The organism is Bradyrhizobium oligotrophicum (genome assembly GCF_051168495.1).
Taxonomy (GTDB): domain Bacteria; phylum Pseudomonadota; class Alphaproteobacteria; order Rhizobiales; family Xanthobacteraceae; genus Bradyrhizobium; species Bradyrhizobium oligotrophicum_A.
The window spans coordinates 638,320-650,848 of record NZ_JBNPVB010000002.1 but is presented as its reverse complement, the minus strand read 5'-3'; the positions used below and the strand labels follow the sequence as shown (position 1 = coordinate 650,848).

Here is a 12,529-nt window from a genome sequence, read left to right as displayed (position 1 = left end):
CTCGTGAAGAAGGACTTGGTGTTGTTTCGTTGACCATACGGCCTTGCAAGAAGCGGGAGACGAGCATGAGTGACGTTATCATCGTCGGCGGAGGAATTGGCGGCCTGACCCTGGCTTTGGCTCTCGACAAGGTCGGTATCGCCTCGACGATCTACGAAGCCACGACGACGATTCAGGAGGTCGGTGTCGGCATCAACGTATTGCCCTACGCCATGCGCGTCCTGGCCGGGCTGGGGCTTGAAGAGGAACTGGCAAGACGGGCAATTGCCACCCGCGCGAGCGCGTATTTCGATCGCTGTGGCCACTTGCTGGATCAGATGCCCGTCGGACGCTTCGCCGGAGAAGCCTATCCACAACTCTCAATTCGACGTGCGGAACTGCAGACCGCACTGCTCGACGCTGTCGGCCGACGACTGGGCCCCGATCACATAAGGACCGGATGGGAGTGCACGGGTATCTCGTCGCAGGACGACGGCGAGGTGGTCTTGGACTTCAAGGATCGCCGAACCGGCCAGAAACGAGAGCCGCAGCGCGCGGCTGTCGTCATCGCGTGTGACGGGATTCATTCGAAAGTCCGCCAGCAGTTTTATCCCCACGAAGGTCCTCCACGTTACTCCGGCGTCTTCATGTGGCGGGGGGTTACGCGCCGTTCGCGATTTCTGGATGGCGCCACCATGGTGCGCGTGGGCCTTCCCTCCGTCGGCAAGATGGTCATCTATCCGGTTCGGAGCTACGACGATGGTACACAGCTCATCAACTGGGTGGCGGAGGTCGAGGTCCCGGACTCCGCAGGCTTTTGTGAGAAGAGGGACTGGAATCGTGCCGGACATGCGACGGACTTTGTCGACGTTTTCGCGGATTGGCGCTTTGACTGGCTCGACGTGCCCGAACTGATTCGCGACGCCCACACGATTCTGCAATTTCCCATGATGGATCGAGATCCACTCCCGCGCTGGAGCTTCGGTCGGGTCACGCTCCTCGGTGATGCGGCTCACCCGTTGGTGCCGCTTGGATCCAATGGTGCGGGGCAGGCGATACTCGACGCCGAGGTGCTGGCGAGGGAGCTTGCTTCGCTTCATGACCCGGCCAGCGCTTTCGCGCGGTACGAGAGCATCAGGCGGCCTGCGACAGCGGAGATCGTCATCTCGGACCGGGCAGGAGGACCCGACGTCATTCTCCAGCAAGGCGAGGAGCGTCTCAGACTACTGGTTCCCGTTCCAACGGGGCGGTCGGCGTTCCCGCGGGCTGTGGAAGCGGCGTGAGTTCGCTGCGAAGCTCGCTTACGAAGCCGTCGATCGACGGAATACATTCCAGCAATGAGGAGCCCGCAGATGAACGCCGTATGGATGAAGGTCCCCGTCTTCGATCATTTGCAATATGTTCGTGCGAGCGACCTGATCGCCTCGGAGCGCTCTGCTCTCTCGAATGGTTGGACCCCAAGGTCCTGGCGCGACAAGCCGGGGCGGCAGATGCCGCAATACGCTGACTTGGGGAAATTGGCCGCGGTGGAGCAGATCCTTTCCCAATATCCGCCGCTGGTGTTCGCGAGCGAGGCTCGTTCACTCAAGGCAGAACTCGGCCGAGTGGCCGAGGGAGAAGCCTTTCTTCTTCAAGGCGGGGATTGTGCCGAAAGCTTTGCCGAGTTCCATCCTGACAAGATCAGGGATACCCTCCGTGTGCTGCTGCAAATGGCGGTCATCCTCACTTTTGGCAGCGGTCTGCCGGTCGTGAAGGTCGGTCGCGTGGCCGGACAGTTCGCCAAGCCGCGGTCCGCCGAGATGGAGAGCATCGGCGGCGTGTCGTTGCCCTCTTATCGCGGTGACATCATCAACGGCTCCGATTTTGACGAGGCGTCGCGCACCCCAGATCCGACACGCATGATCCAGGCCTACAATCAATCGACGGCAACCCTAAACCTGCTACGGGCATTCGCGCAGGGCAGCTATGCCAGCCTTCACAATCTGCGTCAGTGGAATTTCGGCTTTGTCGATCAGTCTCCTCTCGCTGAACGCTACGAAACTCTCGCCGGGCGACTCGACGAAGCTCTGGAGTTCATGGGCGCCTGCGGCGCTGCTGGGCAGACCGGATCTGTGCTGCGCGAAACCGAAATCTTCACCAGTCACGAGGCGCTGCTGTTGCCTTATGAGCAGGCAATGACCAGGATCGACGGCGACACGGGCGATTGGTACGATGTTTCAGGTCATCTCCTCTGGATCGGTGACCGCACGCGTGAGATCGATGGCGCTCATGTCGAGTTCTTGCGTGGTGTGAAGAATCCGCTCGGCTTGAAATGCGGTCCATCGCTTGAACCGGACGACCTGATCCGGCTGATCGACGTCCTAGATCCCCACGGCGAACCAGGTAGGCTCACGCTGATCGTCCGCATGGGGGCAGACAACGTGAGGCGCAAGTTGCCGCCACTGCTGCGTCGGGTCCGCGAAGCCGGGCGGGTCGTCGTCTGGGTCTGCGACCCGATGCATGGCAACACCGTCACCTCGCGCTCGGGGTACAAGACGCGGTCGTTCGATCGGATTCTGTCAGAGGTCTCCGACTTCTTCGACGTGCATCGCGCCGAGGGCACCCATCCGGGCGGTGTGCATTTTGAGATGACTGGTGAGGACGTTACCGAATGCATGGGCGGCGCCCAGTCCATTACGGACGAAGCATTGTCGCTGCGCTACCAGACGGCGGTCGACCCACGGCTGAATGCCAGCCAAGCCCTCGAGTTGGCGTTTCTGATCGCCGAGACGTCGCGGTCCCAGCGTATGGCTGGCAAGCAGTTTTCGACGAACCGGAGGCCATTCAGAACCAACCGTGTGTCGCATCAATAGCGCTCATGCGGCGAGACGCCGTCGCGTTGGGCAAATGCGATTAAGGTCGTGGATCGAACTATGGCGGCCCATCGAGCTGACAGGAGACGGCAAAAGTGCGCGACCTCACCACGCGCCTTAACGCGAGTGGCCGCGCCGGAGTCGATCCGGCACGGATATTGCTAATGTACGGATATTGCTAATGTCAGAAGTCGGCCGAACCGCGAGATGATCTCTTAAAATGCTTCGTGTGTGTAATATCGGTGTGACCTTCATGCAGAAGGCACGAACTCAGGGTGGTTGCTCCGGGATTGGTGACGGTGGGCCGGCTGTGCAGCCAGCCGTCGGTGAGAACCTGCGATGAGCGATCCGACCGCCACGGCCGCCAAGATTGCAGGTGCGGTTGAGTTATGGATCATAGCATGACCGAGCATATTCCGGACGTCTCGCGGGAGCGTCGCGACGTCTCGGTTGTGAAGTCCCAACCGTCATCCGATTCATGTCGGACGCTCCATCGCCTCAGTCCGCTGCGATCCAATCCGACGGGTGTTCCGAAAAACACGATCCTGGCGCGTAGTCGTCCCGAAGAGCTGCTGGCGATAAGCAAGTTGCTCGAGCCCGTCGTCCTGAAGCGGGATACCGTGCTACACGATGCGAAGAGGTTCGATCACGTCTATTTCATGGAAACCGGTCTCGTCTCGCTCAGAGTCGTCGCGGCGGGAAGCATTCTCGAGACCGCAGTCATAGGCCGTCACGGTGTGGTCGGTGCATCGTTCTTGATCGGCGCGCATCTGGCCACGCATCAATCAGTTGTCCTACTGCCCGGGACCGCCCATCGGATCGGTGTCGCGGACTTGTGGCGCATTGTGGGTGAACACCCGGGGCTCCGGGACCGTCTGCTTTGCTATGTTCAAGCTCTCAACTTGCACTGCGCGCAAACGGGCTTGTGCGGCATTCGACACAATCGCGAGGAGCGTCTCGCGTGCTGGCTGTGTTTGGCCGGTGACGCCCTCGATGCCGACGTGCTGCCGGTCACGCATGATTATATCTCGTCCGTATTGGGTCTGCGTCGCCCGGGCGTGACGGAGACGCTTCTGCGTTTTGAACAGCAGGGTTTGATTCGTAAATCACGCGGGGTGCTGCAGCTCCCGGAGCGACAGCGGCTCGAGAAGAAGGCATGTGGTTGTTACAAGCTGATTGCGAGCGCCTACGCGTCGCCGGTTCGGCCGATGTTCATTCCACCTTATTAGATCAGCGGTCGCATGCAGGCGGGCTGAACAGAGATCCGAGCGGCGAGAGCCGGGATCGTTGTGTCAGTCGATACCGTCGCGGACGACAGGCGTCATTTGCGGGATTTGCAGCTGCGGAGCGATGCTGACGCTCATGCCGCGCAGGTCGGTCAGGCTCATCGCCACTGTCTGATTCAAGCCTTCAAGCGCTTCTAAAGTATCATTCGCTACGACAGAACGTGCTTGCTGTGAACTCGGCAACCGAAGGCCGGCGCGCGCGTTGGTCACGGGCAGGCGATCGGCATGGACGACCCGCGGCGGGGCGGTGCGCGTCGGCGCACGCCGCTGCGTAGTCAAGAGATGGTCCACGTCAATCACCGAGAAATCGCTCGGTCATGCGACGCATACGTCCCGACGTGAAGACCGTACGAATCGCACCGTTGTGACGCCGTCTGGACACGCCTGTGGGGCGTGGGCGCGCGTCGGTTCATTGCGTACCAAGTCTTTACGCCGACGATCAACGCGATCTGCCAAGGTCACCTTGCGAGCGGCGGAATGGTCCGCACCGCGACGCCTTCTGGCTCTGTCTCGGGTGGGCGTTTGAGAACGGCCCTGCAGTCGAAAAGAATTGGGGCGGGGACGAGGGTGGTCGATCTCTGGGGCGACAATTGAGCGATCAGTCTCGATACGAAAGAACTTGGAGAATTTCATGACGAAGCTGAGGAATGTCTTGCTCGGTTCGGCGGCGGGCTTGATCGCTGCAAGCGCAGCGCAGGCTGCCGATCTACCGATCAAGGCCAAAGCGATCGAGTATGTGAGGGTCTGCTCTCCGTATGGTGCTGGATTCTACTACATTCCGGGTACGGACACCTGCATCAAATTGGGAGGCTATCTGCGGGCTGAAGCATCTTTGGGCACCAGCTACCATTTTTCTCCCGCCGAAAGCGGCGTGGGCGGCGCTCGCAACCGCCTGAGCGACTACTACAATTCACGTTCGCGCGAGGACCTCACCATCGACACCCGCACGGCCACCGAGTACGGCACGGTCCGCACCTTTTTCGAGGCCACCTTCACTTGGACCACGGGCACCTACAGCGGCGCCGGCAATGGCGGAACCACTTATACGACGTCGACCAGCTCCCAGGTCGCCGGTGGATTCTTGGGGGTCTACTACGCCTTCATCCAGTTCGCCGGCTTCACGATCGGCAAGGCGCAGTCCCAATTCACGTCCCCTTGGGCCCAATATCCGGCGAATATCATGGAATTGCCAGGCTCCTCCAGCTGGGACCCGGTGAACCAGTTCGCCTATACGTTCGACTTCGGCCAAGGCATCACCGCCGCCCTCTCAGTCGAAGATCAGGTCGTTCGCAGCACCACCAACGTTTGGAACGTCAGCGCCGCGACGGCGGCGAGTCTCGCGACCGGGGCGTATGGCGGGAACGACATCGGCGGTTCACGTGCTCCGGACCTCGTTGCGATGGTTCGTATCGACCAGGCATGGGGTCTCTTCCAGGCGTCGCTTGCCGCTCACGACAATCATGCTGCCTATTTCGGCGCATCGGAGACGACGGGACATCCCGACGACAAGTGGGGTTGGGCGGGGCAGGTGGCGCTGTCGATCAAGAACATTCCCACCGGCGCAGGTGACACGATCAACCTGACCGGCGTTTATACGAACGGCGCAAGCCGCTACAATTTTCAGGACTACATGTCCGGAACCACCTTCGCGATGTACGGCGGATCGGGCCTTGCAGGTGTGTACCAGAGCGTCGGCCTGGCCGGCATCTCGGACTCGGTGTTCGTGTCGGGCTCCGGCCAGCAGCTGACGACAACCTATGGCGTGCAGGGCGGCTACACTCATAACTGGAATCCGAATTGGAATACCAGCATCTTCGGCGCGTGGGCTGCGGCGCGCTACAACGCCCAGGCCAAAGGGTATATTTGCGGTGCCTTTGTCGCAGGTCTGGCACTCTCGAGTGGCGCTGCCGGCTGTAATCCCGACTTCAACTACGCGATCGTGGGTACGAAGACGGCCTGGACTCCCGTTAAGAACCTCACGTTTTCGGCCGAACTCGCGTATTTGATGCTCGATCAAAAATATGCGGGGGGAAGTACGGTGGTGCTGCCGGCGCAGTCGGGGATTGCCAAGCCGGGCGCCGTGTACGAGTTGAAGGACCAGAACACGTTTGCACTCATGCTGCGCGCCCAGCGCAACTGGTGATCCTGATCCTCATCAGACTGGAGGACGGAAGCGGCCCTGCACACGAGGGTGAACCTCCAAGAAGGCCTTCGGTATGCCCACCGGAGGCCATGTTGCGACCGAGAGCGTCTTGCATGGACGTCTGTATCCGCCCTTGCAGCACAAAGGTTTCGATTGAAGCTAGCGCAGGGCGTGACGTTTTGTTCGACTGACGCGTGCGGCGGCCTTATGGTGACGCGAGACGCACACCGCCGTGGGTCCCCTCTAGACGCGATTGAAGCCAGACGGATCCGGGCGGCTGATCTGTCAGAGATGCCAGTATTTCGATGCGAGTCGACGACCGAGTTGACGGCAAGCGGAGGGGTTGCCGCGGATGCGAATCCGAATCGAGCGGCGCTCACGCGTTACAGGATGTTGCTTCAATCATCGGCAATTTGCGTCGCGTGCTGCTGCCGGACCCGCTGAAGATGTTCGACGGTCCCAAGATCGATCTGCGTATCTCGACGTGCGCGAGAGCATCTACCACAACCCTATCCGCGGCACAGCTCCGGCCGTCAACGAGGACGCGTTAGACGTCGCCGCGCCCGGCACAGTGCGTCGCTGACGAGCGATGGCTCCAGGTGCCATCGACGGTTCGGCGGTCCGCCTGCTTCAATACGTCGCTCTGCCCCCGGATAGATCGAAGACGGCGCCGGTCGAGAACGAGCATTCGTCGGACGCGAGCCACACGACCATGGCGGCGACCTCGTCGGGGCGGCCGGCGCGGCCGAGCGGAATCTTGGCCAGCACGGCGCGATAGGCGTCGTCGGACATCTGCTTGACGAGATCGGTGGCGATCACCGCGGGCGCGATCGCATTGATCCGGATGTCGCTCGCCGCCAGTTCCTTGCCGAGAGATTTCGTCAACGCGATCACGCCGGCCTTGGCCGCGGAATAGCCGGTCATGCCCGCATTGCCCTCTTTGCCCGCGATCGAGGCCAGGTTGACGATGCGTCCCGCGTTCTGCCGTCGCATCGGCGCGATGGCTGCCTTGCAGCAGAGGAACGTGCTGGTCAGATTGACGTCGATGACGCGCTTCCACTCGGCAAGGCTGTATTGCTCGATGTTGACCGTCGGGCCAGTGATGCCCGCAGCATTGACGAGCACGTCGATACGGCCGAACCGATCGAGGAGACGGGCCATCGCCGCGTCGATGGCGGTTTCGCTGGTGAGATCGATGCGCTCGTCGGCGCCGTCAGCGAGGTCCCAGACGATCACGGTTGCACCGGCCGAGACCAGCCGCGCGCGGACGGCCTGGCCGATGCCCCCGCAGCCACCCGAAATGACTGCGATGCGTCCGGAGAAATCGGGGGTGGTCATGTCGTCGTCCTTCCTTCTGCGACCTCGGCGACAATCCGGCGAGCTGCCGCAAGTGCCCGCCGGCTCCATTCTTCAGCGCCGAGCTTGGGGAGCCATTCGTCATTCGGGATCTCCAGGCTGAGCGGCAGATCGTTTGGCAATGCACGCACGAGGCCGCGGAGATCGGTACCGCCGTCTCCCGGAAGAAGCCGCGCGCATCGCGCGGTGTGGATCAGTTCTTCATCGGTCTTGGGAATGCCGGCCGGCGCATCGCAGAGCTGGGCGTAGCTGAGGAGATGCCGGGGCAGGCTCGCGATGTCGTCGAGGGTCGTGGCCGAGCGCGCTGCGTGCAGCGCGTCGACCAGCACGCGGCCGTTGGGCTCGCCGGCGTTGGTGACGATGCGGAGCGCAGCGGTTGCGTTCTTCACCGCGGTCCATGGCATGAATTCGAGATCCGCGGTGAGGCCGTAAGGTGCGGCCGCACGGCAGAAGCTTGCGAACGAATCCGTCAGGCGCGCTTCATCGGGATCATCGCCGGCCACCAGAATGGCGCGCGCCTTCAGTCGACCCGCGGTTTCGAGGAAGGCGGCAAAGTGCTCGGGTTTGAAATCGGCCTTCAGCCGCGCGATTTCGACGTCGAACACTGGCACGCCGCTGTCCTCGATGCGGCGGAGCGTCTCCCGCAACATGGCAGGGTCGGTTGCGAGCGGTGAAAAGTCCCCGCCGGGCGCCGCCGGCGCGATACGAACGCCGATCGCCTGATAACCGAGCTTGTGGGCCAAGGTCACCGCATCTGGAGGCGCCATCGGCGCCGACGTGAGGTAGGCGAGCGAGTAGATGTGCATGACGATGGTCTCGCCTCACGCCAGCGGAGAGATCACGGTCGGCACCGCGATCGTCGAGTGCATGTCGCCGGTCAACCAATCCGGCCCGCCCTTCGGCGGCCAGACGCCCTTGGCGACGGAATCGGCGCGCACCGCCGCGCGGGCGTCGAGGCTGGCGAACGGCCAGATATGGGTGAAACGCGGCGGGCCGTCGAGCGCGTACATGGCGATCGAGAGCGGCGACAGCTTGCCACGCTCGGGCATTGCCGCTTCCCACGCCGCGATGGTCGGAGGAACGCCGCCATGCTTGAGGCGATAAGTGCGGATCTCGTAAACGTTGCCATACTTGCCCGGCACGACCGGCGGCAGGAAAGGAAACGGCGCGTAGGTGTCGAAGTTCATCTGGGTGATGGCTTCGCCCGCATTGAACGGATTGCTGGTGCGCAGCGCGCGCTCGCGCTCACTGCGCCAGGCATCGTGATCTGCGAAGGCGCGCAGCACCAGGAGCTGATTGAGCTCGCCGATCTCGCTCGCCCAGCAGCCGAGCAGCGTGCCCTTGGCGTCGGATCCTGTCGTGTACTCGCCGATTCCGGCCACGGCCTTGGCGGCGGTGCCGAGCCTCACCGTCAGGGTTGCGATCTCGTACATCATGTCATTTCTCCCGGGGGTCATGCGGCTGCAGACCTGTTGTTCTCGAGCGGAATTCCGCCGGCATGGTGCGCGGCGATGTAGCCGAAGGTCATGGCGGGGCCGAGCGTGATGCCGCCGGACGGATAGCGGCCGGCCATGATGCTCGCCATGTCGTTTCCAACGGCGTAGAGGCCGTCGATGGGGTTGTTGTCGCCGTCGAGCACCCGCGCATGCGCGTCGGTGTCGAGGCCCGCGAACGTGCCGAGACTGCCGGCCACGATCTTGACCGCGTAGAACGGACCGGTCTCGATCGGGGCGACGCAGGGATTGGGGCGGTGCGATGCTTCGCCCTGTACCCGATTGTAGGGCGTGTCGCCGCGGCCGAAGGCCGGGTCCTCGCCGCGCGCGGCGAAGCGGTTGTAGTGTTCGATCGTTGCTTGCAGTCCCGCCGCGGAAATCTGGCAGGACCGTGCCAGCTCTTCGATGCTCGCGCCTCGTTTCAGATAGCCGTTGCGCAGCCATGGCGCGGTCGGGAACGGGGGTGGACGCACGCGGCCGAGGCCATAGCGTTTCAGAAATGGCGCGCCGCAGATCGCCCAGGCTTCGGCCGGCTCGCCCGCCTGTGTTGCGGCGAACAGCGCCTTCATGACGTCGTGATAGGAGTCGGCTTCGTTGGCGAAGCGCTGGCCATTGCTGCGCACCATGATCAGCCCCGGTTTGGCGCGCTCGATCAGATGCGGAAAGCGGCCGATCGATCCGTCGCGATGCGGCACCAACGACACCGGCGCCCAGGCACCGTTGTCGGACAGATCGGCTCGCATCCGGCCACCCGCGGTCTCTCCGAGTCGGATGCCGTCGCCGGTGTTGCTCTCGGGAGCTGCGGACCAGTGTTCACGCCCGGTCGGCGCATGAGGAAACATGGCGGCCTTTCGGGCGACATCGTGTGGAAAGCCGCCGCAGGCGAGCACGACGCCGCGGCGGGCGCGGATCTCGACCGGCGCGCCGCTCCGGCGGACACGGGCGCCGACCACGCGCGATCCTTCCGTCAACAACGATTGCGCCGATGTCGACGGCATGATCCTGACGCCGAGATCGTCGGCCGACTTCAGGAGGCGCGCGACCAGCGCGTTGCCGTTGACGAGATGCATGCCGCGACCGAAGCGCAGCAGGTCGAGGACGTGCCGCGCGAGCCGTCGCGTGACATGCAGCAGCGAGGCGAGAGAAGAGCGGACATTGAGGAAGTGCCGGAGATCGGCGCCGGACGCGATGCCCATGCCGAACGGAGAAACCTCCCCCAGCGGCGGCTTGAGATCGCGAATGCGCGGGCCGAGTTCGCGGCCGTCGAACGGCGCCGCGCACACCGAACGCCCGCCGGTGACGGCGCCCGGACTCTTGCCGTGGAAATCCGGAACCTGGTTGCCGTCGATGAAGGCGAGGCGGGTCTCGCGCTGGAAGAACGCGATCATGCGCGGCCCTTGATCGAGAAACATGTCGATGCGGGCCTGGTCGTAGCCGTCGGCGAGCTCGTTTCGCAGATAGAGCCTGGGTTGCTCGGGTATCTCGACGATGCCGGCCGCCTGCGCCAGCGGGTTGCGCGGGATCCACATCCAGCCGCCGGACCACGCCGTGGTGCCGCCGAGCTGCGCCTCTTTCTCGATCAGGACGACGTCGAGCCCGAGAGCGGCGGCCGTGACCGCTGCCGACAAGCCTCCCGCGCCCGAGCCGATCACGAGCAGGTCGCAGTCGGTAATGTCGTTCTCTGCCATGGGAGCCTCACGCCGCACGGCGTGCCTGTGTTTTGCCGAGCGCGTGACGGATCGCGCGGTAGCCGAACGTGATCGCCGGGCCGATCGTGATGCCCGGCCCCGGATAGGTCCCGCCCATGATCGAATTGGCCTCGTTGCCGCAGGCATAGAGACCCGCGATCGGGCTGTCGTCGGCACGCAGCACCTGCGACCATTCGTTGACGATGAGGCCGGTCGCCGCGCCGATGTCTCCGGGATAGAGCCGCACGGCATAATAGGGCGACGTGGAGATCGGTCCGAGCGTCGGATTGGGGCCAACCGACGGGTCACCGTTGACGCGATGATAGGGCGTGGTGCCGCGGCCGAATTCGGTGTCGACGCCGCTGGCGGCATAGCCGTTCATCGCGGCGATGGTGGCTTCGAGACCGGCCGCCGGCACGCCGATCTTGCTTGCGAGCTCCGTGACGGTCGCGCCTTCGGTCAGATAGCCGTCGGCGAGATAGGGCGCGAGGTTTTTCGTGCCCATGCGGGCCATGCCGAGGCCGTATGTCTTCAGGCCCACTGCGTCGGTGATGATGAAGCAGGGGATGCAGGGCACCTGTTTGTTGTGCTCGAACATCGCGCGTCCGAACAGATGGTAGGAAACGGACTCGTTGACGAAGCGCCGCCCGGTCTGATCGACGCAGACCGTGCCGGGCTTGCTTCGGTCCATGACGAAGTGCGGAAAGCTCGCGGTGCTGCCGTCGGCGCGCCGCCGGATGGAGACCGGAGCCCAGAACGCGTTGTCGACATTATCTTCGCCGAACCGCGCGCCGAGCCTGACGGCGATGTCCTGCATTGCGCCGGTGTGGCCCGGAGCCGAGGGGCTATGGGTCTCGCCCTTCGGCAGCAATTCGCCGCGGCGATCGGGATGTCGATTGAAACCGCCGGCGGCGAGCACGACACCCAGCGCCGCGGCGACGTGCCGCGTGCTTGTGCCCGACCTGAGCATCGCGCCGGTAACGGCGCCGTTCTCGGTGGTGAGATCCAAGACTTCCGTGCGCAGCAGGATATCGACGCCGCGCGCGTTGAGCGACGCGAGGAAGCGTCCGATCAGCGCGTTGCCCATGACGAGCCGCGATCCGCGCCGCCGCTTCATCCGGTCGCCGGCGTAGTGGGCGAGGATCTTGAGTGCGTGCGCAAACGAGCGTCGCGATGTCCTGAGGGCAAGGAGGTGGCCGATGTCGGTGCGATCGACCATCATCCCGCCGAGGATGGTAAACTCGGGAATCGGCGGGCGAATCTTGTCGAGATCGGCACCGAGCGCGCGGCCGTCGAACGGCACCGGCTCCAGCGCCCGGCCGCGCATGGTCGCGCCTTCGAACTGCTGCTCGTAGTCGGGATGTGTCGCGTAGGGGCGGAATTTGACCTCGCTGTTGGCCTCCAGCGCCGCGACCGCCTCGGGCGCGCTGTCGAGGAAGGCCTCGCGCATCGCCGCCGGTGAGTGATTGCCGACGACGCCGTCGAGGAATTGGCGGACCTTCTCCCGGCTGTCGTCGGGATTGACGCTCTTGGAATGATGAGAGTTCGGCATCCAGGTGGTCGCCGCCGACAGCGCCGATGTGCCGCCGACATAGTCGGTGCGTTCGATGACGAGGACCTTGCGGCCTTCGATTGCAGCAAACAGCGCAGCCGCCATGCCGGCCGCGCCCGAGCCGACCACGATGATGTCGTAGCGGGCGCCTTCCGGAATCGCGTCGATGGTTCTGAACAT

10 protein-coding genes are annotated in these 12,529 nt (G+C 63.8%); 4 read left to right on the top strand and 6 right to left on the bottom strand.

Annotation, left to right across the window (positions count from 1 at the left end; genetic code table 11):
* The first annotated feature begins 65 nt into the window (after window positions 1-65).
* From ACQR1B_RS06375 to ACQR1B_RS06365, 3 genes are all read left to right on the top strand, one after another.
* Entirely contained in the window at window positions 66-1,262 is a 1,197-nt protein-coding gene (locus ACQR1B_RS06375) for an FAD-dependent monooxygenase (RefSeq protein ID WP_434837168.1), read from the top strand.
* A 69-nt stretch (window positions 1,263-1,331) separates the two neighbouring features.
* Window positions 1,332-2,831 carry a class II 3-deoxy-7-phosphoheptulonate synthase gene (locus ACQR1B_RS06370; protein WP_434837167.1) on the top strand — a complete coding sequence of 500 codons (1,500 nt, stop codon included), beginning with the start codon at window positions 1,332-1,334 and terminating at the stop codon, window positions 2,829-2,831.
* Between the two features lie 401 nt (window positions 2,832-3,232).
* Window positions 3,233-4,060 (top strand): Crp/Fnr family transcriptional regulator, encoded by an 828-nt coding sequence (locus ACQR1B_RS06365; protein ID WP_434837166.1) that lies wholly within the window; start codon window positions 3,233-3,235, stop codon window positions 4,058-4,060.
* A gap of 63 nt (window positions 4,061-4,123) precedes the next feature.
* Here the strand turns inward: ACQR1B_RS06365 and ACQR1B_RS06360 are convergent, their stop codons facing one another.
* Entirely contained in the window at window positions 4,124-4,417 is a 294-nt protein-coding gene (locus ACQR1B_RS06360; RefSeq protein ID WP_434837165.1) for a hypothetical protein, read from the bottom strand.
* A 331-nt stretch (window positions 4,418-4,748) separates the two neighbouring features.
* Between ACQR1B_RS06360 and ACQR1B_RS06355 the strand changes: the two genes are divergently transcribed.
* On the top strand, window positions 4,749-6,260 hold the full coding sequence (locus ACQR1B_RS06355; RefSeq protein WP_434837164.1) for a porin: 1,512 nt from the start codon (window positions 4,749-4,751) through the stop codon (window positions 6,258-6,260).
* A gap of 630 nt (window positions 6,261-6,890) precedes the next feature.
* On the opposite strand, the gene ACQR1B_RS06350 is transcribed toward ACQR1B_RS06355, so the two are convergent.
* The 5 genes from ACQR1B_RS06350 to ACQR1B_RS06330 form a co-directional block, all read right to left on the bottom strand.
* On the bottom strand, window positions 6,891-7,598 hold the full coding sequence (locus ACQR1B_RS06350; RefSeq protein ID WP_434837163.1) for an SDR family oxidoreductase: 708 nt from the start codon (window positions 7,596-7,598) through the stop codon (window positions 6,891-6,893).
* Window positions 7,595-8,365 carry a sugar phosphate isomerase/epimerase family protein gene (locus tag ACQR1B_RS06345; protein WP_434837180.1) on the bottom strand — a complete coding sequence of 257 codons (771 nt, stop codon included), beginning with the start codon at window positions 8,363-8,365 and terminating at the stop codon, window positions 7,595-7,597. The genes ACQR1B_RS06350 and ACQR1B_RS06345 overlap by 4 nt, the downstream gene beginning before the upstream one ends.
* Before the next feature lie 72 nt (window positions 8,366-8,437).
* On the bottom strand, window positions 8,438-9,052 hold the full coding sequence (locus ACQR1B_RS06340; protein ID WP_434837162.1) for an NIPSNAP family protein: 615 nt from the start codon (window positions 9,050-9,052) through the stop codon (window positions 8,438-8,440).
* Window positions 9,053-9,069: 17 nt separating this feature from the next.
* Entirely contained in the window at window positions 9,070-10,797 is a 1,728-nt protein-coding gene (locus tag ACQR1B_RS06335; RefSeq protein WP_434837161.1) for an FAD-dependent oxidoreductase, read from the bottom strand.
* A gap of 7 nt (window positions 10,798-10,804) precedes the next feature.
* On the bottom strand, window positions 10,805-12,529 hold the full coding sequence (locus ACQR1B_RS06330; RefSeq protein ID WP_434837160.1) for an FAD-dependent oxidoreductase: 1,725 nt from the start codon (window positions 12,527-12,529) through the stop codon (window positions 10,805-10,807).